Origin of the sequence: Bradyrhizobium sp. LjRoot220, from assembly GCF_964252915.1 — a bacterium.
Lineage (GTDB): Bacteria > Pseudomonadota > Alphaproteobacteria > Rhizobiales > Xanthobacteraceae > Bradyrhizobium.
Map to the genome: position 1 here is coordinate 100,555 of NZ_CAXUPS020000014.1, position 26,209 is coordinate 126,763.

General features: G+C 63.1%; 32 protein-coding genes. 14 read left to right on the forward strand and 18 right to left on the reverse strand.

Annotated features, from left to right (window positions below):
- Positions 1–57: 57 nt before the first annotated feature.
- Positions 58–495 (reverse strand): hypothetical protein, encoded by a 438-nt coding sequence (locus tag ACSQ84_RS34100; protein WP_436216137.1) that lies wholly within the window; start codon positions 493–495, stop codon positions 58–60.
- Positions 496–768: 273 nt separating this feature from the next.
- Between ACSQ84_RS34100 and ACSQ84_RS34105 the strand changes: the two genes are divergently transcribed.
- The 4 genes from ACSQ84_RS34105 (at position 769) to ACSQ84_RS34120 (ending at position 3,722) form a co-directional block, all read left to right on the forward strand.
- On the forward strand, positions 769–1,023 hold the full coding sequence (locus ACSQ84_RS34105) for a hypothetical protein (RefSeq protein WP_436216138.1): 255 nt from the start codon (positions 769–771) through the stop codon (positions 1,021–1,023).
- 173 nt (positions 1,024–1,196) lie between these two features.
- On the forward strand, positions 1,197–1,448 hold the full coding sequence (locus ACSQ84_RS34110; protein WP_436216139.1) for a hypothetical protein: 252 nt from the start codon (positions 1,197–1,199) through the stop codon (positions 1,446–1,448).
- Between the two features lie 238 nt (positions 1,449–1,686).
- On the forward strand, positions 1,687–2,454 hold the full coding sequence (locus tag ACSQ84_RS34115) for an SDR family NAD(P)-dependent oxidoreductase (RefSeq protein ID WP_436216140.1): 768 nt from the start codon (positions 1,687–1,689) through the stop codon (positions 2,452–2,454).
- Positions 2,455–2,552: 98 nt separating this feature from the next.
- Positions 2,553–3,722, forward strand: a complete 1,170-nt coding sequence (locus tag ACSQ84_RS34120; RefSeq protein WP_436216141.1) for a cytochrome P450 — start codon at positions 2,553–2,555, stop codon at positions 3,720–3,722.
- Between the two features lie 47 nt (positions 3,723–3,769).
- Here ACSQ84_RS34120 and ACSQ84_RS34125 read toward each other — a convergent pair whose 3' ends face one another.
- Complete coding sequence (locus tag ACSQ84_RS34125) at positions 3,770–3,961, reverse strand: hypothetical protein (RefSeq protein WP_436216142.1); 192 nt, start codon at positions 3,959–3,961, stop codon at positions 3,770–3,772.
- Between the two features lie 97 nt (positions 3,962–4,058).
- Between ACSQ84_RS34125 and ACSQ84_RS34130 the strand changes: the two genes are divergently transcribed.
- Positions 4,059–4,565 carry a collagen-like protein gene (locus ACSQ84_RS34130; protein ID WP_436216143.1) on the forward strand — a complete coding sequence of 169 codons (507 nt, stop codon included), beginning with the start codon at positions 4,059–4,061 and terminating at the stop codon, positions 4,563–4,565.
- An 88-nt stretch (positions 4,566–4,653) separates the two neighbouring features.
- Here the strand turns inward: ACSQ84_RS34130 and ACSQ84_RS34135 are convergent, their stop codons facing one another.
- Positions 4,654–4,875: a hypothetical protein gene (locus ACSQ84_RS34135; protein ID WP_436216144.1), complete on the reverse strand. Its 222-nt coding sequence runs from the start codon at positions 4,873–4,875 to the stop codon at positions 4,654–4,656.
- Between the two features lie 166 nt (positions 4,876–5,041).
- The gene (locus ACSQ84_RS34140) at positions 5,042–5,308 is read right to left on the reverse strand and encodes a DUF2277 domain-containing protein (RefSeq protein ID WP_211997302.1); all 267 of its coding nucleotides are present in this window, start codon (positions 5,306–5,308) and stop codon (positions 5,042–5,044) included.
- A gap of 134 nt (positions 5,309–5,442) precedes the next feature.
- Here ACSQ84_RS34140 and ACSQ84_RS34145 point away from each other — a divergent pair, with 134 nt between their 5' ends.
- The 3 genes from ACSQ84_RS34145 to ACSQ84_RS34155 all read left to right on the forward strand — a co-directional run bounded on the left by ACSQ84_RS34145 (position 5,443) and on the right by ACSQ84_RS34155 (position 7,525).
- Complete coding sequence (locus ACSQ84_RS34145; protein ID WP_436216145.1) at positions 5,443–5,688, forward strand: DUF2188 domain-containing protein; 246 nt, start codon at positions 5,443–5,445, stop codon at positions 5,686–5,688.
- A gap of 81 nt (positions 5,689–5,769) precedes the next feature.
- Positions 5,770–6,369, forward strand: coding sequence for a hypothetical protein (locus tag ACSQ84_RS34150; protein ID WP_436216146.1), 600 nt, complete (start codon positions 5,770–5,772; stop codon positions 6,367–6,369).
- 67 nt (positions 6,370–6,436) lie between these two features.
- A complete protein-coding gene (locus ACSQ84_RS34155; RefSeq protein WP_436216147.1) occupies positions 6,437–7,525 on the forward strand; it encodes an alpha/beta fold hydrolase in 1,089 nt (362 codons plus the stop codon).
- Positions 7,526–7,562: 37 nt separating this feature from the next.
- Here the strand turns inward: ACSQ84_RS34155 and ACSQ84_RS34160 are convergent, their stop codons facing one another.
- Positions 7,563–8,213 (reverse strand): hypothetical protein, encoded by a 651-nt coding sequence (locus ACSQ84_RS34160; RefSeq protein ID WP_436216148.1) that lies wholly within the window; start codon positions 8,211–8,213, stop codon positions 7,563–7,565.
- Between the two features lie 319 nt (positions 8,214–8,532).
- Here ACSQ84_RS34160 and ACSQ84_RS34165 point away from each other — a divergent pair, with 319 nt between their 5' ends.
- Both ACSQ84_RS34165 and ACSQ84_RS34170 read left to right on the forward strand, forming a co-directional pair.
- A complete protein-coding gene (locus ACSQ84_RS34165) occupies positions 8,533–8,886 on the forward strand; it encodes a hypothetical protein (RefSeq protein WP_436216170.1) in 354 nt (117 codons plus the stop codon).
- A gap of 120 nt (positions 8,887–9,006) precedes the next feature.
- The gene (locus ACSQ84_RS34170) at positions 9,007–9,612 is read left to right on the forward strand and encodes a pyridoxamine 5'-phosphate oxidase family protein (RefSeq protein ID WP_436216149.1); all 606 of its coding nucleotides are present in this window, start codon (positions 9,007–9,009) and stop codon (positions 9,610–9,612) included.
- A gap of 146 nt (positions 9,613–9,758) precedes the next feature.
- Here the strand turns inward: ACSQ84_RS34170 and ACSQ84_RS34175 are convergent, their stop codons facing one another.
- From ACSQ84_RS34175 to ACSQ84_RS34185, 3 genes are read right to left on the reverse strand one after another with little or no spacing between them, the layout of a single operon-like run.
- Positions 9,759–10,211, reverse strand: coding sequence for a hypothetical protein (locus tag ACSQ84_RS34175; RefSeq protein WP_436216150.1), 453 nt, complete (start codon positions 10,209–10,211; stop codon positions 9,759–9,761).
- 21 nt (positions 10,212–10,232) lie between these two features.
- Positions 10,233–10,403, reverse strand: coding sequence for a hypothetical protein (locus ACSQ84_RS34180; protein ID WP_436216151.1), 171 nt, complete (start codon positions 10,401–10,403; stop codon positions 10,233–10,235).
- Complete coding sequence (locus tag ACSQ84_RS34185) at positions 10,400–10,540, reverse strand: barstar family protein (RefSeq protein WP_436216152.1); 141 nt, start codon at positions 10,538–10,540, stop codon at positions 10,400–10,402. Before ACSQ84_RS34185 ends, ACSQ84_RS34180 begins: the two co-directional genes overlap by 4 nt.
- Positions 10,541–10,679: 139 nt before the next feature.
- Between ACSQ84_RS34185 and ACSQ84_RS34190 the strand changes: the two genes are divergently transcribed.
- Both ACSQ84_RS34190 and ACSQ84_RS34195 read left to right on the forward strand, forming a co-directional pair.
- Positions 10,680–11,213, forward strand: a complete 534-nt coding sequence (locus tag ACSQ84_RS34190) for an REP-associated tyrosine transposase (protein ID WP_436216153.1) — start codon at positions 10,680–10,682, stop codon at positions 11,211–11,213.
- A gap of 774 nt (positions 11,214–11,987) precedes the next feature.
- Positions 11,988–13,172, forward strand: a complete 1,185-nt coding sequence (locus ACSQ84_RS34195; RefSeq protein WP_436216154.1) for an adenylate/guanylate cyclase domain-containing protein — start codon at positions 11,988–11,990, stop codon at positions 13,170–13,172.
- 21 nt (positions 13,173–13,193) lie between these two features.
- Here ACSQ84_RS34195 and clpS read toward each other — a convergent pair whose 3' ends face one another.
- A complete protein-coding gene (gene clpS / locus ACSQ84_RS34200; protein WP_436216155.1) occupies positions 13,194–13,499 on the reverse strand; it encodes an ATP-dependent Clp protease adapter ClpS in 306 nt (101 codons plus the stop codon).
- Between the two features lie 240 nt (positions 13,500–13,739).
- Between clpS and ACSQ84_RS34205 the strand changes: the two genes are divergently transcribed.
- Positions 13,740–14,621, forward strand: a complete 882-nt coding sequence (locus tag ACSQ84_RS34205) for a DUF1194 domain-containing protein (protein WP_436216156.1) — start codon at positions 13,740–13,742, stop codon at positions 14,619–14,621.
- 9 nt (positions 14,622–14,630) lie between these two features.
- On the opposite strand, the gene ACSQ84_RS34210 is transcribed toward ACSQ84_RS34205, so the two are convergent.
- The 9 genes from ACSQ84_RS34210 to ACSQ84_RS34250 form a co-directional block, all read right to left on the reverse strand.
- On the reverse strand, positions 14,631–15,881 hold the full coding sequence (locus ACSQ84_RS34210; protein WP_436216157.1) for a class I SAM-dependent RNA methyltransferase: 1,251 nt from the start codon (positions 15,879–15,881) through the stop codon (positions 14,631–14,633).
- Positions 15,874–16,629 (reverse strand): TlyA family RNA methyltransferase, encoded by a 756-nt coding sequence (locus ACSQ84_RS34215; protein WP_436216158.1) that lies wholly within the window; start codon positions 16,627–16,629, stop codon positions 15,874–15,876. Before ACSQ84_RS34215 ends, ACSQ84_RS34210 begins: the two co-directional genes overlap by 8 nt.
- A 2-nt stretch (positions 16,630–16,631) precedes the next feature.
- Positions 16,632–17,195, reverse strand: coding sequence for a nucleoside 2-deoxyribosyltransferase (locus ACSQ84_RS34220; protein ID WP_436216159.1), 564 nt, complete (start codon positions 17,193–17,195; stop codon positions 16,632–16,634).
- A gap of 104 nt (positions 17,196–17,299) precedes the next feature.
- Positions 17,300–19,225 carry a 1-deoxy-D-xylulose-5-phosphate synthase gene (dxs, locus tag ACSQ84_RS34225; RefSeq protein ID WP_436216160.1) on the reverse strand — a complete coding sequence of 642 codons (1,926 nt, stop codon included), beginning with the start codon at positions 19,223–19,225 and terminating at the stop codon, positions 17,300–17,302.
- A gap of 349 nt (positions 19,226–19,574) precedes the next feature.
- Complete coding sequence (locus ACSQ84_RS34230; RefSeq protein ID WP_436216161.1) at positions 19,575–20,873, reverse strand: hypothetical protein; 1,299 nt, start codon at positions 20,871–20,873, stop codon at positions 19,575–19,577.
- Between the two features lie 131 nt (positions 20,874–21,004).
- Positions 21,005–21,256, reverse strand: a complete 252-nt coding sequence (locus ACSQ84_RS34235; RefSeq protein WP_436216162.1) for an exodeoxyribonuclease VII small subunit — start codon at positions 21,254–21,256, stop codon at positions 21,005–21,007.
- A 79-nt stretch (positions 21,257–21,335) separates the two neighbouring features.
- A complete protein-coding gene (locus ACSQ84_RS34240) occupies positions 21,336–22,262 on the reverse strand; it encodes a histone deacetylase family protein (protein ID WP_436216163.1) in 927 nt (308 codons plus the stop codon).
- A 91-nt stretch (positions 22,263–22,353) separates the two neighbouring features.
- The gene (locus ACSQ84_RS34245) at positions 22,354–24,018 is read right to left on the reverse strand and encodes a bifunctional metallophosphatase/5'-nucleotidase (protein ID WP_436216164.1); all 1,665 of its coding nucleotides are present in this window, start codon (positions 24,016–24,018) and stop codon (positions 22,354–22,356) included.
- A 134-nt stretch (positions 24,019–24,152) separates the two neighbouring features.
- Entirely contained in the window at positions 24,153–24,914 is a 762-nt protein-coding gene (locus ACSQ84_RS34250; protein ID WP_436216165.1) for a crotonase/enoyl-CoA hydratase family protein, read from the reverse strand.
- Between the two features lie 127 nt (positions 24,915–25,041).
- Between ACSQ84_RS34250 and ACSQ84_RS34255 the strand changes: the two genes are divergently transcribed.
- A complete protein-coding gene (locus tag ACSQ84_RS34255; protein ID WP_436216166.1) occupies positions 25,042–25,995 on the forward strand; it encodes a ring-cleaving dioxygenase in 954 nt (317 codons plus the stop codon).
- Positions 25,996–26,209: the final 214 nt, after the last annotated feature.

The following is a 26,209-nucleotide window of genomic DNA, read 5'->3' on the forward strand; positions in this document are numbered from 1 at the left end:
CCCACCGCGTAAGCAAAGATGGTGGGTTACGCTTCGCTAACCCACCCTGCGCACCTGCTACCTCAGCGTGATCGCGAGCCCGCTCAAATCGGCGTTCGCCATCAGGCCGGTCTGCTGGCCGGCGAGTTCGAGCACCGCGCCTTTCTGGTTGGTCAGCACGATCGCGCGGGCGCCGCGACCGATCGCGAGCCCCGCGCCTGCCGCGCCATAGACGCCGGCAACGTCGGAGGGGCGGTAGATGTTGCTGACGCGGCCGCGCAGCACCGTCTTCGAGCCGCCGAACACAAAGCCGTAATCCAGCCCGCCGGTGGAGAGCGCGTAGCGCCGGCCGCGGAAACTAAGCGTGCCGCTGCCGCCGGAGCCGCCGATGACCCAGCCCGCCTTGTAGATCGTCATCGCGATGGTGCCTTCATCGGCATGGGCGACGGAGGACATGAGGCCGGCAAAAGCCGTGAGTGCTGCGAGCGCGACGGCAAGGGTGGATGGCATCTTCATGGAGTTGGTTCCCTGGAAGTGGCGAGCGGACGCGGCGACGCAGCGTTGAGTCGCGCGTTGCCGATTGTAACCGATGGATACGATGGACAAAGCCTATTCGCGCGGCTCGCGCGAGCGCAGATTTCAGCGGAGCCCGTAGGCCATTTTCGCCGCCCCGCCTTGAACCAAGGGCGCCCTCGCGGGACATAATCCTTGACCGGGGCGTCAAGCCCCGGGCGCCTCCCCCTTCACGGCGGGAGAGCCGCAAACCCCTTGATATCAGGAGACCCGTCCATGCGCCGCCTTTGCCTCTTCGCCGCCGTCGCCGGCATTGCCGTGTCAGCGCTCGCCGCCGCCAGCCCCGCGCAGGCTTCGTTCCATCTGATCCGCTGGCAGGATTCCGGCTTCTGCCAGATCTGGGACCAGAGCATTCCGACCGTGCCGTATCCGGGCAATTACACCGTCGTGATCGACAGCGAAGTGCCGACCTTCGGCGACGCGCTGGTGCTGAAGGACGGCCTGCTGCGCAACGGCACCTGCGCGTTCTGAGCGCGCGTCAACGCTTCGATCAAGGCCGGCCCCCGCCGGCCTTTTTCGCGGCCCAAAATTTGAACCAATCACGTTTTCGCCACACTCAATTGATGCCCGCCCCATCGGGCGCCACCTCCGTCATCTCATGTTGCGGGGGCCGGCCGGATATTTCCAAACAGGAGATTTTGCCCATGCACCGACTTACCGCTCTCAGCGCCGCCGCCGCTATCGCCGTGTCCGCCTTTGCCGCGACCAGTCCTGCCGAAGCCGCGTTTCATCTGATCCGCTGGGAAGGCACCGGCGCCTGCCAGATCTGGGACGAAAGCATCCCGACCAAGCCGATCCCCTCGAACTACAAGATGGTCAGCAAGCCCGTCCCGACCTTCGCCGCGGCGCTCGCGATGAAGGACGGCATGCTGAAGAAGGGCGCCTGCAAGCTGTAAGAAATGTCGGTGGGTTACGGCTTCGCCTAACCCACCCTACGACATACGACAAATCGAAAGGCCGGTGGGCGACGCCCTGCCGGCCTTGCTGCTTTGAAAGCCGGTCGCTTCGCGCAGCCGGCTCCATGCTCCGCACACACCTGCCCCGCGCGTGACGACAGCCGCCGGGGGCTGACGGCGCGTCATCTGCATTCTAATATGCCCCTCACATAAAAACAGAACGGTTGAGGAAACACCTATGCCCCTTCTCCAGAATCACATCGCCGTCGTCACCGGCGCAGGCTCCGGCATCGGGCGCGCGATCGCCAAGGGTTATGCCAGCGAGGGCGCGGGGCTCGTTCTGCTCGATATGAACGAGGCGGCGGCGGCCAATGTGACAAAAGAAATCCGAGATGCCGGCGGCGAGGCGGTGAGCTATCGCCTCGACGTCACCAGGCGCGACGACTGCGTTGCGGTGGCTAAAGAGATCGCCTCAAAAATCGGGCCAGTCTCGATCCTGGTCAACAATGCCGGCATCGCTCGCCGCAACGGCATGCTCGGCGCGGCGGAAGCCGTGATCAACGATTGGGAAGACATCATCGCGATCAACCTCACCGGCGTCTTCAACGTGACGCATGCCTTCCTCGAACCCTTGCGCGCCGCCAAGGGGCGCATCGTCAATATCGGTTCGATCCAGTCGTTCGTGCATCTGAAGACGCCGAGTTCGCCGGCCTACACGGCTTCGAAGCACGGCGTGCTCGGCTTCACCAAGGCGCTCGCGGCCGAACTCGGCAAGGACGGCGTGCGCGTCAACGCGATCGGCCCGGGCTTCATCGAAACGCCGCTGAACGAAAAGGTGCGCGCCAGCAATCCGGCGCTGGTCAAAGTGTTCGTCGATCACACCCCGCTCGGCCGCGCCGGCACCGCCGAAGACATCGTCGGCCCCGCGGTCTTTCTCGCCTCCGATCTCTCCGCCTACGTCTCCGGGACCATCGTGATGGTGGATGGCGGCTACCGGACGGTTTAGGCCGGCCCTGGAACTCGGGAAAAATCGATTGCCGGGCCACGCCCCGTAATGACATACTTGCCAAGGCAACTATCTGCTCCCAACCGCGGTACCCGATCATGTCCAACGCCCCGCATTTCGACGTCGACGTATCGGCATTCTGGGCCGATCCCTATCCGGCGCTGGCGCGGATGCGGAAGGAGGCGCCGATCGCGTTCGTGCCGCAGCTCGGCTCGACCGTGTTCACAAGGCGCGATGACATCTTCACCCAGGAGAAGCGCATCGACGTGTTCTCCTCGCATCAGCCGGCGGGGCTGATGAACGTGCTGATGGGCCACAACATGATGCGCAAGGATGGCGATGCGCACATGTCGGAGCGCGCCGCGATGTTTCCGGCGGTGTCGCCGCGCACCGTGCGCGACACCTGGGTGCGCCAGTTCCAGGGCCATGCCGACCGCATCCTCGACGAGCTGGTGCCGCAGGGCAAAGCCGATCTTTGCAAGGCGCTGGCGCTGCCGCTGTCGGCCGAATGCCTGAAGGACGTCACCGGGCTGACCAACATGCGCTACCAGGACATGGACGCATGGTCGCAGGCGATGATCGACGGCATCGCCAATTACAGCGGCAACAAGGAAGTGGAGGCGCGCTGCCACGCCGCCACCGCAGGCATCGATGCTGCGATCGACGACATGATTCCGGTGGTGACCAAGCATCCGAACACCTCGATCCTCAGCGTGCTGCTGGCCGCAGGGCAAAACATCGAAAGCATCCGTGCCAACATCAAGCTGGCGATCTCGGGCGGCCAGAACGAGCCGCGCGACGCCATCGCGGGCGCCACCTGGGCGCTGCTGACCCATCCCGAACAGCTCGCGCTGGTTCAGGCCGGCAAGGCAAAGTGGCTCGACGTGTTCGAGGAATATGCGCGCTGGATCGCGCCGATCGGCATGTCGCCGCGGCGCGTTGCCAAGCCGTGGTCCTATGGCGGCGTCGATTTCGAACCGGAGGACCGCGTGTTCTTCATGTTCGGTTCCGCCAACCGCGACGAGGCTATTTTCCGCGATCCCGATCGCTTCGACGTCGGCCGTGACACCTCAAAGAGCATCGCCTTCGGCGCCGGCCCGCATTATTGCGCCGGCGCCTTTGCCTCGCGCGCGATGGTCGCCGACGTCGCCTTGCCCGGCATTTTCGCGCGGCTGAAGGGGTTGCGGCTCGACGACAGCGAGCCGGTGCGGATCGGCGGTTGGGCGTTTCGCGGGCTGCTCAATCTGCCAGTGACCTGGATCACGTAAGCAAAGCGAGACATCTCAATTCGGGCCGCGCAGTCGAACGGGCAACGTCAGGCGCACGACCAAACTCCATACACACTGAAACAATGGAGAAAGACAATGCTTGCGGAAATCTTTTTGTTGCGGCTGGAAGCCAAATTGCGCGCGAACACACCAGCCAGGCCGTCGCGGAATCCGCGCTTCGTGCCGATCATGCTGCGTTCGTAAGCATCTGCGGGCCCGTCCGACGGCGGCGCATTCATGACGCTTCCATTGATGTTGATCCAATCGGCAACTCAATTGAAGCCGTCATGAAACGTCTGGTAAAAGGCGCTTCGGAATCACATCGGGAGCGCGCACGTGGCGGACGAAACGGTTGCCCGGCAGGGACGACAGGGGCCACAGGGCCCACGCGGTGAACCCGGACGACCCGGGCCGCAGGGGCATCCCGGCCCTCCCGGCCTCGAAGGCCCGCGCGGCAAGCCTGGAGCGGACGGCAAGGCCGGCGCGCAAGGTAAAGCCGGACCGCGAGGTCCGCGCGGCGAGGCCGGCCCGCAGGGCAAGCCTGGCGTGCAAGGTCCGGCAGGCCCGCGCGGTGAACCCGGACCGCCCGGCCAATTGCCCTCGATCGAGCAGGTGATGCCGTGGCTGCATCTGATTTTCGATGCCTGGGAAGACCACCGGAAGATGCGCGAGCGTGAGGCGGCGGAGCGCGAAGCCGCGGCACTCGAGGCCGCCGAACGTGAAGCCGCCGAGCGAGAGGCGCTCGAGACGGCTCTGCGAGATGATGCCGGCGACGCCGATGGCGGCGACGATCGCCACAAGGAAAAGAAGAAGCACAAGCGCAAAAACAAGGACAAGAAGTAAGCGCACCGCTCAGTTGCGCGGACCCGCAAGCGGGCATTGCAGGCGCCTGACATGCGCTGCGCGCAGACATTGCGCCCGATCATGACGTTCAATGTGCGGCGCTGGGACCGGTGCTCATATCCGGCAGCAGGTGCATGAGCCGGAAGCACCAGCGCATGACGCGATACCAGAGAAAACCCGCAATCGAGCCCACGATCGCGAGAATGATGATGATGGCGGGCTCGTAGCTTCCGCCCATCCACAGCATCCAGCCGGACCACAGCACGGTGAAAGCGATGGCGCTGAGCTTCAGGGGAATCGTCGGCTTCATGACACCCTCCATGGCAATTGGATGGTGCCAACCTATGCCCGGGCGACCGGCCGCACTGTGAGATAGGTCACGCTGGCTGCGGAACCCACAAAATGCAGCGAGCAACGCCTCCAATTGAATTGGAGGACGGTGCGACGCCAAGCCTGCCTTACCCGAAAAGCCTGCCTTACCCGAATCTCGCCCGCGAGCGTTCCCTCGCCTTTTCGGCCTCGACCTCGCGGTCGCGCGCCGGCGCGTTGGTCTGCAGCGAGGCCAGCAGGCGGCGGGCGCTGTCGGAAACCTCGGACACCGCACGGTTGAAGGCTTCCGCATTGGCCTGCGACGGCGAGTTGAACCCGGAAAGCTTGCGCACGAACTGCAGCGCCGAGGCGTGGATTTCCGCGTGCGTCGCCGGCGGCTCGAAATTGAACAAGGTCTTGATGTTGCGGCACATGGGTCTCTTCTCCGGGATACAGGCTGGCCATTCCAAGGACGAACGGCGGATGCAAAATCCGACAGTTTCGACTATTCTCTCATAGATTAGTCGGCGCGTTCACCCTCTCGGCAATGGCAAATAGCGAGTTCCCGATGAGCCACGTGACCTACAAGATCGTCGAGCACGATGGCGGCTGGGCCTACACCGCCAACGGCGTTTTTTCCGAACCGTATCCGACCCATGCCGCGGCGCTCGCGGCCGCGCGGCGCGCCGCGAACGAACAGCGGGTGCCCGGGCGCACCGAGGTGATCGAATACGAAACCGCTGACGGCAAGTGGCAGACCGAGACCGCGGCCGGTAACGACCGCCCGGAGACCGATGTCGAGGACACCGCTTAGCAGGGGGCGCGGGCCTCAAGGCTGGTGAACGCAACAGACGAAAGCCGCGACCAACGGTAGCGCGACAGCGAAAGGCTTCCGATGCTCGCACCGATCCGCCGCGGCCTGGGCCTTGCGCTCGCCTTTTACCTCCTGGGCCAGACTTCCTCCGCCCTCGCCTGCGCCTGCTGCACCAATGAAGGCCAGCGCAACGTCGCCACCGTGACGCTTGATTCCGGCAAGCAGCAGGAAATCGAAAGCCTGCGTTTCGGCGACAAGGCGAGCTTGTTCACCGGCGAAGGCGACGTCGAGGGCATCCAGGGCATCGCCACGCCCGCCGGCAGCTACAAGCTTTCGACGCAATGGCGCGAGGACAGGCTCGTGCTTTCGTTCCGCGACGCCGCCAGCCATACCGGCACGTTATCGTTGACGCGCCCCCGCACGGTCTCGGTGTTCGAAGTCGATCCGCGCGACCGGCCCGACAGGGCCCACGGACCGACGCTCTACAAGGAATGGAAACTGTCAGGGCCGGCTTCAGGCAGCGGCGTGTTTCAGCAGGGTATCGCGAGGCAGCAGATCCTGACGCTGATCCTGCAGGGCAGCGGCAATTCCTGCACCTCCTCGATCGACTTTACGCACTGGACGCTGGTGATGCAGGGCCCGAAAGCCAATTACACGCTGTACGGCAATCTGGTGCGGTGAAACCGCCTTGTGATAGGCTCCCTGACAAGTGGCCCCAAAAAAGAGCGCCGCGTCAGGGGAGATCATCATGAAGTTTTCGCAACTCACATTGTCGGCCGCCTTAACCTTGAGCTCCCTAACCTTGAGCTCCCTGGCCTTGACCTCCCTTGCCGCATCCGCCGCAGATTATCCGACGCCGAAACAGGGCGACTGGATCGCCAGGGATTTCAAATTCCACTCCGGCGAGACCATGGAGCTGCGGCTGCACTACACCACGATCGGCGAGCCCACCGGCCAGCCGGTGCTGGTGCTGCATGGATCGGGCGGCTCGGCCACCAACATGCTGACGCCGACCTTTGCCGGCGAATTGTTCGGCCCCGGCCAGCCGCTGGACGCGGCGAAATATTACATCATCATTCCGGACGGCCTCGGCCACGGCAAATCGTCAAAGCCCTCCGACGGCATGAAGACGGCATTCCCCCGATACAATTACGAGGACATGGTCGACGCCCATTATCGCCTGGTCAAGGAAGGCCTCGGCGTGAAGCATCTGCGGCTGGTGATCGGCAATTCGATGGGCGGCATGCATACCTGGATCTGGGGCGGAAAATATCCGCAGTACATGGACGTGCTGGTGCCGATGGCCGCGCAGCCGACCGAGATGGCGGCGCGCAACTGGATGCTGCGGCGGATGATGCTGGAGACCATCCGCAACGATCCCGACTACAACCGCGGCAACTACGTGACCCAGCCGCGCATGATGAAATACGCCATCGCCGCCTACGGCATCGCCACCAGCGGCGGCACGCTGGCCTATCAGAGGCTGGCCCCGACGGGCGCGAAGGCGGACAAGATGGTGGACGACCGGCTGGCGCTGCCGATCACCGCCGATGCCAACGACTTCATCTATCAGTGGGAAGCCTCGCGCGATTACAATCCGTCTCCCTCGCTCGAGAAAATCGAAGCGACATTGCTCTTGATCAACGCCGCCGACGATGAGCGCAATCCGCCGGAAACCGGCGTCACCGACGCCGCCATGAAGCGCGTCAGGAACGGCCGCCTGTTCCTGATCCCGGCTTCGACCGATACGCGCGGCCATCTCACCACCGGCAACGCGGCATTCTGGAAGAAGCAGTTGCAGGAATTGCTGCAGACCGCGCCGCAACGGGCGATGTGAGCCGGCGAGTAGCGCGCGATGTCCCAATCGTCCACCGTCATCGAAACTCAGGGCAGCTACCCCATGGGACATTGCGCGCCCGGCTCTTGTCAGGGGTACCTTTCAGCCCCGCGTGCAGAACGTTCACTGCCTGCAATTCGTGTCGGCCGGCGGCAAGTTCATGAGAAAAGATCACGTCAATGGTCGTGTACCACCATATCAGGCAAAGAACACACGCAGGCGCGAAGCGAACCTGCGGCAAGTAGTAGGTGAAGCGGACGCGCGAACCGGCACGATCCCGGCGAATGTCCGGCACTTCCTGAGTTTGGACGTATTCAGCGCCCATGCTGCGCAGAACAGCGTGAGCCGAGGCCAGTTGACGATTAACGGACGGATCGGGGCCGGCCAGTTCTCTGATCTGCGAGAGAAGCTGATCATTCTGGTTGCTGTTGAATAAGGCGGTCGGGCCACGAAAGCCCCGATCCGACGGCCAGAACACCCCATTCGACAAATCAGGCCATACTGTCCAGCGTTGTGCGCCGGCTCGCGACAACAAGGTCTGGTATTCAGTCTCGCTGATCGAACCGATGCTGCATTTCTCCTGCCCGAACAGTTCAGTAAAGCTGAAAGCCCAGAGCAATATGGGGAGCGCAAACAGCAATCCCACGGGCGAAAGCAGGCCTATCGCAATCTTCGGGTTCGTGCTCACTCGCGGCTCCTTCCACCAACCACGGGAGGTTCGACCGGGTACCAGGCAGCTTGCTGCGCCCGGCAGCTCACCACGAATCTGCACGCATGGTCGATAGCACGTTGGTGCTGTCCCTGTTTCAGTCCGCGCGACGGATGAGCCAGCCCTGCCTCGCATCAAACTGCGTACAGGAAGTCCCGATTTCGCACTGCATCAATTCGCACGTGCCGCATCGCTCATTATTTGAGCGTGCATCCGCGGACCTGCTCCGGTTGAATTGTCTTGGATACGATTCGTGGTTGATGTCCATGACGACACCGGCAACGCAGCGGAGGATTGGATGCGAAGGTCCGCGCAGCTCGTTCTACTCGCCTGTCTGTGCGCGCCGGCAAGCGCAGCGCTCGCCGTCGATAAAGGGCAATACGAGAACGTCCCGCCCGACATCCGCGCCTGGTTCAAGAGCGTGATCGCGCCGAACGGCGTGCCCTGCTGCGATATTTCCGACGGCCACCGCACCAGCTATGACGTCCGCCAGGGCGCCTATTGGGTGCCGATCGAGGGCCAGTGGATGGCGGTGCCCGAGCGCGCCGTCATTCGCGATCAGGGCAACCCGATCGGCGAGGCCGTGGTGTGGTACGTGCATCACCGCGGCAGCATCATCATCAGCTGTTTTGTGCCCGCGGACGCGGTGTAGACTCCCGGCAGCCGGCATCGCAGGATCGGTCCGCAAGATCCCGCAAGATAATGGGTGGCTGCCGGAATATCGCGATGGTATCCTCGCGCCATCGCGCCGCATTGATTCAGGAGAGATGCCTTGACCGATTTTGCCGCCAGCGACCTTGCCGCGATCTATCCCGCCCCCTCGCCCCGCGTGATCGCGAAGGCGCGCCCCGAGATCGACGCGCATGCGAAGAAGTTCATCGGCATGTCGCCGTTCTGCGTGCTGGCCACGTCGGGCCTCGATGGCAGCGTCGACGCCTCGCCGCGCGGCGGCAATCCCGGCTTCATCCATGTCGCCGGGCCGAAGGCATTGCTGATGCCGGACCGCTCCGGCAACAACCGGATCGACAGTTTTCGCAACATCGTCGAGGGCTCAGGCTTCGTGCAGCTGATCTTCTTCGTGCCCGGGATCGACGAGACGCTGCGCGTCGGCGGCAAGGGCAAGGTGTCGGTGGATCCCGACTTGATGGCGTCGATGGTGGAATTCGGCAAGCCGCCGCGCGCGGTGCTGCACATCGACGTGCACGAGGCCTACTTCCACTGCGGCAAGGCGCTGATGCGCTCAAAGCTGTGGGCCGGCGAGACCCGGGTCGAACGCGCCGTCATGCCCAGCATCGGTGAAGTCATTCACGACCAGACCGGCCTTGGCGAGCGCGAAAGCCAGGAAGTGATCTACGAGCGCTACAAGACGCAGCTGTGAGAAAGCCACTCCCTCGCCGTCATGCCCGGGCTCGTCCCGATTGTCATAGAAAAACTACCGTCTCTCACTCGCCGCGTGCAGTCCAGCACCGTAATCCGAAATGCGTGCAATGCGCGTGTTCGCGGTGGCCCTGGGAGCGAGCTGCGTCACGCTCGGCCGCGTCTAATCTTTTCTAGCATGAGTGCGATCGCTTGCGAGACGCCAATCTCAAAGATGCCCGCTCTCATGTCCTTGCGCCAACTATCGTATCCCTGTTCAAACTCAGGAGTAGGCGATGCACGGGTTCCGAGAAGCTGATCCACCGACGCTATCAGCGCGCTCTTTTCAAATGGCACGTGATTGATTCCGATCAACTCTCTGTTAGGCGGCGCGTCCGATGGTGCAGGTATGTTGATCACGCTGACGTGGACGGCAACCTTATCATTCCAAGTTTCTATTCGGCCAATTATGACTTGCGCTGTCGTCGGGGCCGGCGATTTAATCGACCAAATCTGACCGAGTGCAAAATCCGGGCCGAGTGCATCCACAACATCCACACTCGCAGTGAGCACGATCACAACCGCTACTATCGCTAACAACCATTTTGGGGACGTTTCCAAGTTGCCTCCAATAGGTAACGATCAGGATGCGATCTCAAAGCGAATTTCAACGTCACCGCGTCCCAATGCGCGGCGCTCAGCGCATGCGGCGGTGAGAGCTTGCTTCACCTCGTCGATCTCAGCGATCATATCTTTAGACAGGTTTTCGGTTGCAGAAATGCGGATCGTGTACGGGGCTTCGACAGCGTTCATCCCCCCCAGACCATCGAATCAATGAGGGCGTTCAAATTGCGGCCGTGGCCTTCAGGCGCGCCGAGTGCAGTAAGAAGGGCATCATAGAGGTCTCGCCAAGTGCGCCAATTTTCGGCGTTAAGTTCAATTATTTGCATGGCGATCCCTACCTAAGGCGGCAGTAAGATAACTGGATAGAAGCTTTGATAATGAGAGCTCGTAGGGCGGATTGGAGCCGAAGGCGTAATCCGCCATCTTGGCTACAGCACAACTCTAACATGTGCTATTCTAAATCTCATGCCGAATTATCGTCGCGCCTTCGTTCCGGGCGGCTGCTGGTTCTTCACGGTCAATCTGCTGGAGCGGCGGAAAACCCTGCTCGTCGATCATGTCGCGAGTTTACGCGAGGCCGTCGCGATAACCCGCCGCGACCATCCCTTCACCATCGATGCCTTCGTCGTGCTGCGCGATCATCTGCATGCGATCTGGCAACTGCCGCCGGGCGACCATGATTTCTCCACGCGCTGGCGTCTGATCAAGACTCGGTTCGCGCGAGCATTGCCGAAACGGGAACGGCTCAGCGCCGTTCGCCTCGCGCGCCACGAACGCGGCATATGGCAGCGCCGGTTCTGGGAGCACCTGATCCGCGACGAGGCCGACTATGCGCGCCATGTCGAGTATTGCTACATCAATCCGCTCAAGCACGGCCTCGTCACGCGGGTGCGCGACTGGCCGTATTCCTCGTTTCATCGCGATGTGCGCGGGGGATTGTTTCCGGAAGATTGGGCGGGCGATGGAGAGGCAATCGGGGATTTCGGCGAACGACTATGATCGGGCGGTGGCTCTGATCGGCGGATTACGCCCAACAGGTCCGCTTTATGCGGACCTGTTGGGCTCCAATCCGCCCTACTGCCGACCGCTGCGTCGCTCCCCACGCAAGCGAAATCTCACGGGCTGGCTGCGACAAATCAACCCGACGGGCAAATCACTTCTGTTTTACAGAATCCGTGTCAAGCCCTAAATAAAAAATATTTCGCTTTTACAGAATGGAAAATCGGTCTATATCTTCGTGCCATCCCGTCCCAACGATCGTGACGATCATGATACGCCCCTCTGGCGGGACGGGTCGCGGTGGACGCTGGTAGTGCCGATAACGAACGGCGCGAGAGCGTACGGCAAAGACGTGTGGTCCTGACGCCCTTAGGCTGGCGTCAAGTTGCGTCGGATTCATTTCGGCGCAGCGACGGTGGCAACAGAGTATAGGCTCACCGGGGAGAGCTCGTTATAAGCCGTAAAGCCATTGCGCAGGGAATGTCGGATGTTCTCCGCTGCACTGTATGCTCGTGTGCAGCTTTGTTTGCACTATTCGCACACGAGATCGCGGGTGCAGCGCGCATCCGGCATTCCCTGCGCCCTCTCAATTGGAGGGCGGGAAATTCGATAGCAAGCCTCGGGCAAATCGGGCCGCGAGAATGCGAAGTCATGTCTGAAGGATTTTGGCGCTTTGACAATCAAATCAAAAGCCGCGCGCACCCCATATCGGCTCCGGCGGGTCGCGATGTCCGCCTTGACGCGCGCGCAACTTGCGCGGCAAATGCGCCAGTCATGAACGCTTCCGAACTGCAGCAGCTCACCAACTGGCTGATCGATGGCGCAAGGTCCGCGGTCAACTCTCCGCGGCTGATGGCTGAAATCTGCGAACGGCTGATCGAGACCGGACTGCCGCTCTGGCGCGTCGGGATTTTCGTTCGCACCCTGCATCCCGATATTTTCGGCCGCAACTTCGTCTGGCGGCCGGGCGCCGAGGTCGAGGTCGGAACGGTTGATTTCAAGATTCTCGATTCCCCGGGTTTTCACTCCAGCCCGCTGATCCATGTGTTTCAGCAGGGCCTGGAGGTTCGTGCCCGCGTCGACGACCCGCAGAGCGATCGCTTTCCGATCATCGCGGACATGCGCGCCGAAGGCGTCACGGACTATATCGCGCTGCCGCTGCTGTTCACGGACGGGGCGGTGCACGCAACGAGCTGGACCACCAGGCAGCCGGGCGGTTTCACCGATGAACAGCTGGCGGCATTGCGGCAAATCGCGACACCGCTGGCACGGGTGATCGAGATCATCAGTTTGCGCCGGCAGGCCTCGAGCCTGCTCGACACCTATGTCGGCAACCGCGCCGGCGAGCGGATCATGGGCGGACAGATCCGCCGCGGCCATACCGAATCGATGAATGCCGCGATCTGGCTGTCCGATCTGCGCGGCTTCACCGCGCTGTCCGACCGACTGCCATCCGAAACCGTGGTCGACATCCTCAATCAGTATTTCGATTGCCAGGTCGAGGCGATCCGCTCCCATGGCGGCGAGGTCCTGAAATACATGGGCGACGGATTGCTCGCGGTATTCCCGATCGACGAATATGTCGACGACGATCAGCAGGTTTGTTCACGCGTGCTCGAAGCCGCCCAACAATCCCGTGCCAGCGTCGCGGAATTGCAGTATCCGATCGGGGACGCGATCGAACGCTTTCGTTTCGGCGTCGCCCTGCATGTCGGGCGAATTCTCTACGGCAATATCGGCGGCGGCAACCGGCTCGATTTCACCTGCATCGGGCCTGCCGTGAATCTGGCGGCGCGGCTGGAGAAAATCGCCAGCCGCCTGCAGCGCACGGTGGTGGCATCGGAAGGATTCGTCGGCATCTGCCGGGGAGGGTGGAGCGATCTCGGCGAGTTTCCGATCGCGGGATTCGCCAAGGCCGAGCGCGTCTTCGGGTTGGTCGACGAAACCTCGGTGGCATAGCTGCGGCCAAAACGTCGCGCGCTATTCCTCGGGCTCGGTGGTGAACAGCAGCGGGTAGCCCTTGGCGCGGCCGGCGTCGGTGGCGCGCGTCGCCTTGGTCTCGGCGACGTCCCTGGTAAAGACGGCGACCACGCAGACGCCGCGCTGGTGCGCGGTGATCATGACCTTGTGGGCCTGATCCTCGGTCATGCGGAATTCGGCTTTCAGCACCGTGACGACGAATTCGCGCGGCGTGAAATCATCGTTGACCAGGATGACCTTGTGCAGGCGCGGCCGTTCGGTCTTGGTTTTGACCTTGGTTTTCGGCTTGGTGACGGTATCGATCATTCCAGCGGCGGCTCCCGAAGCAACCAGATGCGACGGGCGCGCCGTCGGCTGACCCGTCTCGATCAGTTTACAGGCTCCGGCCCGATCCTGAAACCAGGCGTTTTGCGACAGAAGCGCGGCAACATTGCCCGAATCGAGGGCAGCGGAGCGCTAACCCAAATGTGAAGGACAAATGATATCAGCCCTTTGCGTGCCGCAATTTGCGTGTCACCATTGCCACCAGTCGACGGGAGGGCAGCGATGCGCTGGTATGTCTCGATCGGAGCTGTGCTTGTGGCAGGCGTACTCGCCGGCGGCGACGTCGCGGGTGTCGCGGCGCCGGGCACAAGGAACCAACCTGGCCATCCATCCGGCTTTGCATCAGGCCGTCAACTGGCGGACAAGGAAGCCACGCCCTCCGTCGATGTCGAACTGATCCTGGCCGTCGACGTCTCCTATTCGATGGACATGGACGAGCTGGCGATCCAGCGCGAGGGTTACGCGCAGGCGATCATCTCCAAGGAGTTCCTGCAGGCGCTGAAGAGCGGCCCCAACGGCAAGATCTCGGTGACCTATTTCGAATGGGCGGCTTCCACCGATCAGAAGATCATCATTCCGTGGCGTCTGATCGATGGTCCGGAAACCGCGGATGCCGTTGCCAGCGAAATCATGAAGACCCCGATCCGCCGGGCATCGCGCACCTCGATATCGGGGGCGATCAATTTCGCGATGCCGCTGTTCGACGAGAACCCGCACCGCGGGTTGCGGCGCGTGATCGATATTTCCGGCGACGGACCGAACAACAACGGTGGCCCCGTCGTCATTGCCCGCGATGCCGCGCTGGAAAAGGGCGTCGTCATCAATGGCCTGCCGATCATGGTGAAGGAGCCGTCCTATTCCACCATGGATATCGACAATCTGGATGCCTACTATGAGGATTGCGTGATCGGTGGCCCCGGCTCGTTCGTCGTGACCATCAAGGAGCGCGAGAAATTCAAGGAGGCGATCCGGACCAAGCTGCTGCTCGAAATCGCGGGCCGCACGCCGGAACGGCCGGTCGTGCCGGTTGCGGCCAAGGAAAAGGAACCGCGCGTCAATTGCCTGATCGGCGAGAAGATCTGGCAGGACCGCTGGGGGCGGTAAGCTCCCGGTTCAGCGCTTGCGCACGAAGCGCGCCACCAGCTCGACATGTGGCGTGTGGCGGAACTGGTCGACCGGGGTGACGCCCTCGATCGCATAGCCGCCGTCGATCAGGATTTTGGCATCGCGCGCGAATGTCGTGACGTTGCAGGACACCGCCACCACGGTCGGAATTTTGCTCGCCGCGAGTTGCGTCACCTGCGCCTGCGCGCCCTGCCGCGGGGGATCGAACACGATCGCATCGTAATCGCGCAGCTCCTGCGGCATCAGCGGCCGGCGGAACAGATCGCGCGCCTCGGCCTTGACCGGCTTCAACCCGGACGTCGATGTCGCGGCCTTCTGCAACGCCGCGACCGCGCCGGCGTCGCTGTCGAAGGCGGCGATCCGCGACCTGGTGGCGAGCCGAAGCGCGAACGGTCCGACGCCGCAAAACAGGTCGGCGATATGTTTGGATCGCTTGCAGTGATCGGCGACCAGCGCAGCGAGGGTTTCCTCGCCGGCCACGGTCGCCTGCAGGAACGATCCGGGCGGCAGGGCAACTTGCGCGGCGCCGATGCCGATGACCGGCGGCGTTCGCATCAGCACCAGTTCGCCATGGCGCGTCAGCCGCGCCAGTTTGTGCTGCTCGGCGACACCAGACAGTCTTGCGATCAGCGCCGTCGCCAGCGTGCCAGAACCACGCACGTCGACATCGAGCCCGCTGTTGGTGGCGGTGACCTGAATGTCGAGCGGTTTTCCAACCGAGATCAGCGGTTCGGCGATCGCCCAGGCAGCCTCAAGCGCGCCGTCCAAATGCGGGTCGAGGATCGGGCAGCGATCGATCGGGATGATGTCGTGCGAACCGGCCGCCGCAAACCCGACCTTCAGCACCTCATGCGTGCCCATCCGCGCATGCAGGGTGATGCGGCGGCGGCCGAGGCCGTGGGCGTCGATCAGGGGGGCGACGTCGCAAGCAATCCCGGCCTGCGCCAGCGTCGTCACCACGATTTCCCGTTTCCAGGCGCGATAGGGCGCGGCGTCCCAGTGCTGGATGGCGCAACCGCCGCAGACGCCAAAATGCGGGCAGAACGGGGCTATGCGTTCGGCGCTGGCGCGTTCGACCTTGATCAGCCGCCGGCGGTCGGGATGACCCGGCACCTGCGCCACCTCGATGGTCTCGCCGCCGAGCGCGTAGGGCACGTAGACGTTCGCCCCGCCGGCCGTGGCTACGCCATCACCGTGATGGCCGACGCGATCGATGACGATGCGCTCGGCTTCAGCCACGGCGCGCGCCGAGGAAGAATTCGATGTTGCCGTCGCCGCCGGTGATCGAGGATGGAAATACCTGGATGTCGGTGCAGCCATGGGAGGCGGCAAATGCCGCGATGTCGTCGCATATTTCCTGATGCACCATCGCATTGCGGATGATGCCGCGCTTGGAGTGCTTTCGTGCCGCCTCGAACTGCGGCTTGATCAGCGCCAGCAGATGCATGGGGGCGGCCGCCAGCGACAACGCCACCGGCAGCACCGCCTTCAGCGAGATGAAGCTGACGTCGATCACGACGATATCGGGTCGCGCGGGCAGGCGCTTGCCCTCCAAACTGCGGATGTCGGTCGCTTCCATCGAAACGATCTTGGGATGGCCCTGCAACGAGGGATGCAGCTGGCCGTGGCCGACATCGATCGCGAACACGAGGCTGGCGCCGTTCGCGAGCAGCACCTCGGTGAAGCCGCCGGTTGATGCGCCGACGTCGAGGCAGACATGGTTCTCGATTTCGATCGGATATTGTTCCAGCGCGCCTGCCAGCTTGACACCGCCGCGCGAGACATAGGGATGCGCGGGTTGCGCAGCGAGGTTCGCGTCGGGGGCGATCAGGTCGGACGCCTTCGCGACCGGTTTGCCGTCGGCCGTTACGCCGCCGGCCTCGATCGCCGCGCGGGCGCGCGCGCGGCTTTCGAACAGGCCGCGCTCGACCAGCAGCACGTCCGCGCGCTTGCGGGCAAGAGATTTACCGTCGCTGGTGTCAGACAATTTCAGCTCGATTTGCTTTTGGCGCGATCCACCGCCAGACCGACGCAGGCCTCGAACGAGGAGAGATCGTGCCAGATATCCGCGGGCGCCCGCTTTGGGGTCACCAGCGAACAGCCGTGCAGGTCGAGCGCGTGGATCATCATGAGATTGTCGGGCCAGCCGAAATTTTCCACGCTGAGCCCGTCGCTGTCGGTCAAATGGCCACTTGCGGATTTTGTCACTTGGTCAAATCGCGCGACCCGGTCGGGATAGGCGGCCGGATCGTTGCTGTAGGCGAGAAGCATCTTGCCGCGGCCGGCCATGTAGCCGAGTTCGTAGACCGTGCCGGCGTCGGCGCCCGGCCCACGAAACGGGGTCAAATTTGCAATGATCGCGTCGGCCGCATCCATCATCGCCTGATTACCTTTGAATATCGTGAGCGAAACATTATCGCCTGACAGGTCCACCGCGTTGTCGAGCGGATAGAGCCCGGTCAGGCCATGGCGCGCGCAGATGTCGACCTTGCGCCTCCCGATCTCGGTCGCGTCCGGCAGGAACACATCAGGACCTGCCAGATAGATCTTCATGGGATCACCGGGGCCATTTTATGACGCGTTCCGCTGATGCGAACCGGTCCCGGCCCGGATCGAGTCCGGGGCGGGCTTTCGCTCCAAAACGTCAAGCGGCAACCTCAGGCGAGCTTGACCGTCTCGGCCTTGTAGTCCTTGCCGAGCGCCTCGAACACCTTGGCAACGATGCCCTTGGCGTCAAGGCCGGCATAGGCATACATCGCGTTCGGCGAGTCATGATCGATGAACTCGTCGGGCAGGATCATCGCGCGCATCCGCAGCCCGCCGTCGAGCATACCGTTGTCGGACAACGTCTGCATGACGTGCGAACCGAATCCGCCGATCGACCCTTCCTCGATCGTGAGCAGCACTTCGTGTTCGCGCGCCAGCTTCAACACCAAATCGACGTCCAGCGGCTTCATGAAGCGCGCGTCGGCAATCGTGGTGGAAAGGCCATGCGCGGCGAGTTCGTCGGCCGCCTTTTCGCATTCGGCCATACGCGTGCCGAACGACAACAGCGCGATCTTGCTGCCCTGGCGGACGATGCGTCCCTTGCCGATTTCGAGGGGAATACCGACTTCGGGCATCTCGACGCCGCGGCCTTCGCCGCGCGGATAGCGCAACGCGCTCGGGCGGTCATTGATCGCAACCTGGGTGGCGACCATGTGCACCAGTTCGGCTTCGTCGGAGGCGGCCATGATCACGAAGTTCGGCAGGCAGCCGAGATAGGCGCTGTCGAACGAGCCGGCATGCGTGGCACCGTCGGCGCCAACCAGTCCAGCGCGGTCGATCGCGAAACGGACCGGCAGGCTCTGGATCGCGACGTCGTGGACGACCTGGTCATAGCCGCGCTGCAGGAAGGTCGAGTAGATCGCGCAGAACGGCTTGTAGCCTTCGGTGGCAAGACCGGCCGCAAAGGTCACCGCGTGCTGCTCGGCGATGCCGACGTCGAAGGTGCGATCGGGGAACGCCTTGTTAAAGATATCGACGCCGGTGCCCGACGGCATCGCCGCGGTGATGGCGACGATCTTGTCGTCCTTCTCGGCTTCCTTGACGAGGCTCTGGCCGAAAACGTTCTGGTAGGCTGGAGCGTTCGGCTTGGCCTTGGCCTGGGCGCCGGTGGCAACGTCGAACTTGACGACGGCGTGATATTTGTCGGCGGAGGCTTCGGCCGGGCCATAGCCCTTGCCCTTTTGCGTCACGACGTGAACCAGGATCGGGCCGGTTTCCATGTCGCGGACGTTCTTCAGCACCGGCAGCAGATGGTCGAGGTTGTGGCCGTCGATCGGGCCGACATAGTAGAAGCCGAGTTCCTCGAACAGCGTACCGCCGTCCATCATGAAGCCGCGGGAATATTCCTCGACGCGGTTGGCGCGGTTGGCGATGATCTTCGGCAGGCGCTTGTTGATCTGCTTTGCCGCGTCGCGCAGGGTGCGATAGGTCTTGCCGGAGTAGAGCCGCGACAGATACGCGCTCATTGCGCCAACCGGGGGCGCAATCGACATGTCGTTGTCGTTGAGGATCACGATCAGGCGCGAATTCATGGCGCCGGCGTTGTTCATGGCCTCGTAGGCCATGCCGGCGGACATCGCGCCGTCGCCGATCACGGCGATGACGTTGTTCTTGCCGCCGGAGAGATCGCGCGCCACGGCCATGCCGAGGCCGGCTGAAATCGAGGTCGAGGAATGTGCTGCGCCGAACGGATCGTAGTCGCTCTCGCTGCGCTTGGTGAAGCCGGAGAGACCGCCGCCGGTGCGCAGCGTGCGGATGCGATCGCGGCGGCCGGTCAGGATCTTGTGCGGATAGGCCTGATGGCCGACGTCCCAGATCAGGCGATCGCGCGGCGTATCGAATACGTAATGGATGGCGGTGGTGAGTTCCACGACGCCGAGGCCGGCGCCGAAGTGACCGCCGGTCACTGAAACCGCGTCGATGGTTTCCTGACGAAGCTCATCGGCGACCTGCCGGACTTGCTCGATCTTGAGCTTACGAAGGTCGTCGGGTGTACGGATGGTGTCGAGAAGTGGCGTCTTACTAAATTCGGTCACAGCGATATTCCAATTTTTCAAGTCGGGACGAATGGCCCGACGCGAGATGGGTTGCGCGTTAACCGCGCAGTGAAAATCCAGACGCCGGGTGCCATCTCGGCAGGCCGATACCTGATCTGAAAGCCTAGATGCGCTCCGGAACGAACCATGTGATATGCATCACGTTGGTAGCTTTAACCCTTCCCGGTCAGTTTCTTCAACTATTTGAAGTGCTTACTGCCGTCATAAAATTCCCGGCAGGCCGCTCTCCTCAGCCCATAGAGCGGCAAGCTTTACACCAAAGTGACAGCCAAAGCCAACCCGCTGGGCAGATTGGGTTCCAGACGAGGGGCTGAAAAAATATTCGCTTTTAACCGCTGCGGCGGGCGGAAGGTTCCATATCGCCTAAATCATTGGCATCCGCCGCGCCGGCCTTGGCGGTCTCGATCCGTTTCCAGGCCCATTCGCGGGCGGCCGGGTCGCCGATGGCAACCGCCAAGGCGGCATCCGGAACGGCCACGCGGGCGCTCAGGGGGATCGGTCCGCACACGATCATGAAGAAATCGTAGGCGTCGGGTCGTTCGTTGGCCATCACGAACTGGAAATGGACCCGGAAGAATTTCCAGCGGAACAGGTTGTAGTGCTCGGGCTTGATGATGTCGCGAAACCGGACCGACACGATTTTGGGATTGCGCCTGGCTTCGCCGACGTCGATGTCGTGGCCCTTGATCGGATCGAACGGATAGAAATTCATCACATCCTTGCGCGACTGGCAGTCGATCCAGTCGATCGAGGGTTCAGTCGCCAGCATCCGCAGATGATCGCGGAACGGTTGCGACACCGCGTGGAAACCGACGATCGGAAAATTGCCGCCGATCGTCAGCAGCACGATCCGCGGGCCGTGGCGCCCGAGCGCGGGATCGAGCTGCAGCGCCCGCGCCAGCATCTCGGTTCCCAGGAACGATCCGGAACTGTGGCCGACAATGACGATTTCGTCGGCGTCGCTTTCGCGCGCGACCTTGACCAGGTACTGCGCAAAGCGGTCGATGCGTTGGTCCCAGTCGGGGCGCGCGCGGTGGGAGAATTCCCAGGTCCAGATGGTGTCGCACAGCACGTAGAGCAGATAGGTCTGGTTTTCGGTGTATTTCAGCACGGTGCCGAGCAGTGCGACGAACACCGCCACCGCGGCCGCGATACTGAGCAGGCTGGGGATGCCGAGCGCATCCAGTCCTTTCCCGAACACGAAGGCCAGCGCCGCCGCACCCGAAGCTTCCAGCAGCAGCAGGAAATGCGGATAGGTGATGAAGGTCGCAAACCGCCAGTTCGCGCGCCCGAACCTTGCGATGGTGCCGGCGAACACCAGCCGCCAGTAGATCCACACCGCCTGGAGCACGGTGCGCCAGATCGGCGAGGCCAGGTCGCGCTGGATGAAGTCTTCGAAGCGCAGGAAGTCGTAACTGGTCCGGGTCTGCCAGTCGTCGGCCTTGGTCTCGATGGTCCAGGATGCGATCTCGCCGTCGGAGCCGGTTTGCGGGCGGCCCATGGTGGCGGAGAGCTGGTACAGCCGGCCGAATTTCCGCAGTTCGGTACGGAACATGCGGTAGTATTGCGCCAGCCCGCGCGGATCGTACCCCTGTATGTAGATGATATGGCGGTGCTGAACGCGCACGAACTGTCCCCGGATGCTGACCGGACTATATCAGGCCGTTTTGCGCGCCAAGAACTAATTCGGTAGCTGATTCGGTCGCCGTTTCGGGCCCTTGCGGGGTGGCAAGCGTCACATTCGCCTAATGTTCTCGATTATTGGACATCGAGCGGCTCGGTGCCCGTCACCTGGCCGTTGGCATCGGTCGTGATCTTGTCGACGCGGGCCTCGGCCTGCCGCAGCAGTTCCTCGCAGCGCCGCTTCAGGGCTTCGCCGCGCTCGTAGATCGCGACCGATTCCTCAAGCGGCACCTTGCCGTCCTCGAGCCGCTTGACGATCGATTCAAGTTCCTCGATCGCGCGCTCGAAGCTCAGCTTTTTGACGTCCACTTGGGTGTTTTCGGCCATATTGTGTTCCTGGATACGCGGATCGGTTCGTGATCCGCGGAATCAAACGCAAGTTTTGCGGGCGTATTGTGGCGGGGATTTACCTGCCCATCAATGCGGTGACATGAGCCGCCACCGACTCTTTCAGCCCCTGCAGGTCGTAGCCGCCCTCCAGCACCGAGACCACCCGGCCACCGGCGCTGGTGTCTGCAACATCCATCAGCTTGCGCGTGACCCAGCCGAAATCTTCCGCCTTCACGTTGAGCGAGGCCAGCGGATCGCGAAAGTGCGCGTCGAAGCCGGCCGAGATGATGATGAGTTCGGGGCTGAATTTCTGCAGCTGCGGCAGGATCAGGTTCTCGAACGCCATGCGGAATTTGGCGCTGCCGTCCTCCGACGCCAGCGGCGCGTTGACGATGGTGTCGTGCTCGCCGCGTTCGCCGGAGGCGCCGGTGCCGGGAAACAGCGGCATCTGGTGGGTCGAGCAATACATCACGGTCGGATCGGACCAGAAAATATCCTGCGTGCCGTTGCCGTGGTGGACGTCGAAATCGACCACCGCCGCGCGCGCAATGCCGTATTTGCGCTGGGCGTGACGTGCGGCGATCGCGGCATTGTCGAAGAAGCAGAAGCCCATCGGCTTGCTCACCTCGGCATGATGGCCGGGCGGACGCACCGCTACGAACGCATTGTGATGGGTGCCGGACATCACAGCGTCGGTCGCAGTCACCGCCCCGCCGACGCCGCGCATCACGGCCTCCCAGGTGCCCGGCGACATCGAGGTGTCGCCGTCGATATAGATCAGGTCGCTGGAAGGCGCGATGTGGCGGAGTTCGCCGACATAATGCTCGCCATGGCACAGCGTCACCGAATCCAGACTGCCTTCCGGCGCTTCGCCGCGCACCAGCGGCTTGAAGCGGTCCTCGCCCAGCACCTCGGCGACCGCGCGCAGCCGGTCGGGACGCTCGGGATGGCCCGGCGGCGTCAGATGGTCGAGACAGGCCGAATGCGTCAGTAACAGCGTCATGCAAAATCCTGGCGTACCGGGGGGCAGCGAACGCCCAATCTAGGCGCTCATGGGCCGCTCGGAAAGGGGCGCCGCGGCGCAGGGCGCGGCCTCAGTTGATTCGGGCGATGCGGTCGGTGGCACCGGGGGCAACCGGGCTGTTGGCCAGGAAATAGGCGTTCAGCGCATCGATGTCGTAGACGCCGATTCGCGGGTCGGTTCCTTGGGTGAGAATCGAAAACCCGTCGCCACCGACGGCGAGGAAGTTATTGACGGTCACGCGATAGCTCGCAGCGGGGTCGATCGGCGCGCCATTGAGCGTCATCCGCTCGGCGATGATGCGCTCGCCGTCCGGCTTCGAGCTGTCCCACGCGTAGCTGAAGCCTTTTGAGACCTGCAGGATCCGCGGCCGTTTCGGATCGAACCATTGCTGCTCCAGCATGTCCTTGATCTGTTTTCCGGTCAGCGTCAGCGTCACCAACTGGTTGCGGAACGGCTGGCTCGCGAACAGGTCGGCGTAGGTCACCGCGCCGTCTTCCCTCCGCGTGATGTCGATCCGCACGCCGCCGGGATTGGTGAACGCCATCACCGCACCGCCGTTGGCGGGCGCGCTGGTCGCGGCGAGTTGCGCGTCCGTGATGACATCGCCGAGCGGACTCTCGCCGGCAGTGTTGGGCACGCGCGACAGCGTTTCCGTGATCGCGCCCGCCGGACGGTTGGCAATGGGCGCGGCAACCCTGTCATAGGCTTCGATCAGCGCGGTCTGCTCCGGATTTTTGGCGTAGGCCGCGGTGCGCACGATGGTGTTATTGGCCCTGGCGCTGACGATGTCGCGGCTGGCGGGATCGAGCTTGACGTCGATGGCGGTAACGATGGTGCCGTATTTGTCGCCGGACGTGACCAGCCTGCCGTCGATCTCGCAGACATAGGGCTGATGGGTGTGGCCAGAGACGACGACATCGACCGCCTTGTCGAATTTCTTGACGATATCGACGATCGGGCCTGAAATGCCCGGGCACTCATTATAGTCGCCGGTCGGCAGGCCGCCTTCATGGATCAGCACCACGATGGCCTCGACGCCGCGCGCCTTCAGTTCGGGCAGCAGCGCATTGACAGTCTCGGCCTCGTCGCGGAATTCGAGCCCGGCGGCGCTCTCCGGCGAGATGACGTTGGGCGTGCCCTTCAGCGTCAGGCCGATGAAGGCGACCGGAATGCCCTCGAACGTCTTGATTTCATAGGCGGGCAGCACGGTCTTGCCGGTTGCCTTCTCAAAAGTACTGGCGGCGAGATAGCGAAACTTCGCGCCGAGGAAGGGATGCGGTCCCTGGCATTTGTCGACCGGATGGCAGCCGCCGTTCTGCATCCGCAGCAATTCGGCCTTGCCCTCGTCGAACTCGTGATTGCCGACCGAGGAGATATCCAGCCCCATCATCGACAGCGACTCGATGGTGGGCTCGTCGTGGAACATCGCCGACAAAAACGGGCTGGCGCCGATCAGATCGCCGGCGGCGACGAAGATCGAATTCCGGTGGCCGTCGCGCAGCTCCTTGACCAGGGTCGCCATGTGTTCAGCGCCGCCGGCGGCGACGAAGGTCTTTTTGGTCTTGTCGTCAGGATCGGCGATCCGGATCCCGGCCGGCGGCGGGCGGAGGTTGCCGTGAAAATCGTTGATTGCGAGGATGCGAAGGTCGACGGGGGCGGGGGTTTGCGCGTGGGCTAGTGAAGCGAGCGCCGTCATGAGCGCGAGCGCAAGGATCGGACGAAGAAGGACTTTCATGGCACTGACATATCCGGAGGTGTTTCCTCGTCATTGCGAGGAGCGTAGCGACGAAGCAATCCATCTTTCTTGATGCGGCGCGATGGATTGCTTCGCTGCGCTCGCAATGACGGCGGTGATATCGCGCCGTTCGGCTACCCCTTCTTTCGCTCAAAGAATGCCTTGAACGCAGCGATCGCTTCCTTGGAGCGCATCCGTTCGCCGAACAGATGGCGTTCCTGGTCGATCCGGCGGGTCAGGTCTTCCGGCGGCGGTCTTAGCAGTTTGCGCGAAATCGCCACCGCTTCCGCCGGCAGCGCGCAGATTTCGCGCGCCACTTTGCGCGCTTCGGCTTCGGTATGGCCGGGCGCTACCACGGTGTTGACGAAGCCGGCGGCGTGGGCGTCGTCGGCGCTGAATTTGCGTCCCATCACCAGCATCGCGAAGGCGCGCTGGTGACCCATGGTGCGTGGCATCAACAGGCTGGAGGCGCCTTCCGGCACCAGGCCGAGATTGATGAACGGGGTGGAGAACGTCGCGGTCTTGCTGGCCAGCACATGGTCGCAATGGAACAGCATGGTGGTGCCGATGCCGATCGCGATGCCGTCGACCGCGGCGACGATCGGCTTGGCGTTGTGCGCCAGCGAATAGAGAAATTTGGCGGCGTTGGAGGCGCGCGGCAGGTCCGGATTGGAGGTGCCGTCTTTCAGGAAATCCTCCAGGTCGTTGCCGGCGGTGAACACGCCGGAGCCACCGGTGATGATGATGCAGCGGATGGCCGGATTGTCCTGCGCCTTGTCGATCGCCTCGCTCATCGCGCGATACATCTCTTGCGTGATCGCGTTCTTCTTTTCGGGCCGCCGCATCGTGATCACGCGCGTCGCCTCTTCGTCTGACACAATCAGGTGTTCGGTCATGGAAGTTGTCCCTGAAACAGCGGCCACCGCGCCGCTGGCGAATAATCACACTATATCCTACATGTTCCCGTAGCAGGCCCAAATCGCCGCAGCTGTTTTCCGAGAAGTCTTCGAGAGGGATGATGCCATGCAACTGACCGGAATTCACCATCTGACGGCGATTTCGGCAAAGCCGCGCGAGAACCTGGCCTTCTACACTGGCCTGCTCGGCATGCGGCTGGTCAAGAAGACCGTCAACCAGGACGACGTTTCCGCCTACCATCTGTTTTATGCCGACGGCAAAGCCAACCCCGGCACGGACCTCACTTTCTTCGACTTTCCGGCCGCCCCCGAGCGGCGCGGCACCAATTCGATCTCGCGCACGGGGCTGCGGGTCGCGGACGAAAAGACGCTTGGGTTCTGGCGCGACCGCCTGAAGGCGGCCGGCGGCGTGACCGGCGACGTGGTCGAGGTCGACGGCCGGCTGACCTTGCCGTTCGAGGACGGTGAGGGCCAACGCCTGGTGCTGATCGACGACGGCGGCAAGGGACCGTCTTCGCCGTGGGAGAAGAGCCCGGTGCCGGCCGAACACCAGATCCGCGGCCTCGGCCCCATCGTGCTCACCGTGCATGATCTGTCGCGCACGTCGTTCGTTCTGACTGAAGTGATGAACATGCGACGCGTCCGCGACTACGCCGCGCATGGCGCGCAGATTTACGTGTTCGCGATGGGCGAGGCAAAAGACGAGAACAATCCCGCCGCCGAGCTGCATGTGCTCGAGGACAAGGCGTCGCCGCCGGCGCGGCAGGGCGCCGGCGGTGTGCACCATGTCGCGTTCCGCACGCCTGACGAGACGCAATATCACGCCTGGACGCAGCGGCTGACGGATTTGCGCGTCCCCAACAGCGGCGAGGTCGACCGGTTCTATTTTCGCAGCCTGTATTTCCGCGAGCCCAACGGCATCCTGTTCGAGATCGCCACCGATGGCCCCGGCTTTGCGACCGACGAGCCGATGGAAACGCTCGGCGAAAAACTGGCGCTGCCGCCGTTCCTGGAGCCGCGCCGCGCGGCGATCGAGGCGGGGCTGAAGCCGATCGGGTAGGGCTAATTCGATTTGCAAGTGAGCCGCTCCACACGAGGTCGTCATCCCCCGCGTAGGCGGGGGATCCCGTACGCCGCGGCCTATCGGTTCAATCATCGGCGTCTCTGGAATACTGGATCACCCGCCTTCGCGGGTGATGACAGTTGTGGGCGGTAAACACACTTTCGCGATCCCGCGGCGCATTGCGCCCAAGGTTTGCTGGAAACTTCCGCCC

What these genes read in the sequence shown, in the direction of transcription:
- ACSQ84_RS34100 (WP_436216137.1), bottom strand. Translation starts at nt 495, where the DNA reads ATGAAGATGCCATCCACCCTTGCCGTCGCGCTCGCAGCACTCACGGCT.
- ACSQ84_RS34105 (WP_436216138.1), top strand. Translation starts at nt 769, where the DNA reads ATGCGCCGCCTTTGCCTCTTCGCCGCCGTCGCCGGCATTGCCGTGTCA.
- ACSQ84_RS34110 (WP_436216139.1), top strand. Translation starts at nt 1,197, where the DNA reads ATGCACCGACTTACCGCTCTCAGCGCCGCCGCCGCTATCGCCGTGTCC.
- ACSQ84_RS34115 (WP_436216140.1), top strand. Translation starts at nt 1,687, where the DNA reads ATGCCCCTTCTCCAGAATCACATCGCCGTCGTCACCGGCGCAGGCTCC.
- ACSQ84_RS34120 (WP_436216141.1), top strand. Translation starts at nt 2,553, where the DNA reads ATGTCCAACGCCCCGCATTTCGACGTCGACGTATCGGCATTCTGGGCC.
- ACSQ84_RS34125 (WP_436216142.1), bottom strand. Translation starts at nt 3,961, where the DNA reads ATGAATGCGCCGCCGTCGGACGGGCCCGCAGATGCTTACGAACGCAGC.
- ACSQ84_RS34135 (WP_436216144.1), bottom strand. Translation starts at nt 4,875, where the DNA reads ATGAAGCCGACGATTCCCCTGAAGCTCAGCGCCATCGCTTTCACCGTG.
- ACSQ84_RS34140 (WP_211997302.1), bottom strand. Translation starts at nt 5,308, where the DNA reads ATGTGCCGCAACATCAAGACCTTGTTCAATTTCGAGCCGCCGGCGACG.
- ACSQ84_RS34145 (WP_436216145.1), top strand. Translation starts at nt 5,443, where the DNA reads ATGAGCCACGTGACCTACAAGATCGTCGAGCACGATGGCGGCTGGGCC.
- ACSQ84_RS34150 (WP_436216146.1), top strand. Translation starts at nt 5,770, where the DNA reads ATGCTCGCACCGATCCGCCGCGGCCTGGGCCTTGCGCTCGCCTTTTAC.
- ACSQ84_RS34155 (WP_436216147.1), top strand. Translation starts at nt 6,437, where the DNA reads ATGAAGTTTTCGCAACTCACATTGTCGGCCGCCTTAACCTTGAGCTCC.
- ACSQ84_RS34165 (WP_436216170.1), top strand. Translation starts at nt 8,533, where the DNA reads ATGCGAAGGTCCGCGCAGCTCGTTCTACTCGCCTGTCTGTGCGCGCCG.
- ACSQ84_RS34180 (WP_436216151.1), bottom strand. Translation starts at nt 10,403, where the DNA reads ATGAACGCTGTCGAAGCCCCGTACACGATCCGCATTTCTGCAACCGAA.
- ACSQ84_RS34185 (WP_436216152.1), bottom strand. Translation starts at nt 10,540, where the DNA reads ATGCAAATAATTGAACTTAACGCCGAAAATTGGCGCACTTGGCGAGAC.
- ACSQ84_RS34190 (WP_436216153.1), top strand. Translation starts at nt 10,680, where the DNA reads ATGCCGAATTATCGTCGCGCCTTCGTTCCGGGCGGCTGCTGGTTCTTC.
- ACSQ84_RS34195 (WP_436216154.1), top strand. Translation starts at nt 11,988, where the DNA reads ATGAACGCTTCCGAACTGCAGCAGCTCACCAACTGGCTGATCGATGGC.
- clpS (WP_436216155.1), bottom strand. Translation starts at nt 13,499, where the DNA reads ATGATCGATACCGTCACCAAGCCGAAAACCAAGGTCAAAACCAAGACC.
- ACSQ84_RS34205 (WP_436216156.1), top strand. Translation starts at nt 13,740, where the DNA reads ATGCGCTGGTATGTCTCGATCGGAGCTGTGCTTGTGGCAGGCGTACTC.
- ACSQ84_RS34220 (WP_436216159.1), bottom strand. Translation starts at nt 17,195, where the DNA reads ATGAAGATCTATCTGGCAGGTCCTGATGTGTTCCTGCCGGACGCGACC.
- ACSQ84_RS34235 (WP_436216162.1), bottom strand. Translation starts at nt 21,256, where the DNA reads ATGGCCGAAAACACCCAAGTGGACGTCAAAAAGCTGAGCTTCGAGCGC.
- ACSQ84_RS34240 (WP_436216163.1), bottom strand. Translation starts at nt 22,262, where the DNA reads ATGACGCTGTTACTGACGCATTCGGCCTGTCTCGACCATCTGACGCCG.
- ACSQ84_RS34245 (WP_436216164.1), bottom strand. Translation starts at nt 24,018, where the DNA reads ATGAAAGTCCTTCTTCGTCCGATCCTTGCGCTCGCGCTCATGACGGCG.
- ACSQ84_RS34250 (WP_436216165.1), bottom strand. Translation starts at nt 24,914, where the DNA reads ATGACCGAACACCTGATTGTGTCAGACGAAGAGGCGACGCGCGTGATC.
- ACSQ84_RS34255 (WP_436216166.1), top strand. Translation starts at nt 25,042, where the DNA reads ATGCAACTGACCGGAATTCACCATCTGACGGCGATTTCGGCAAAGCCG.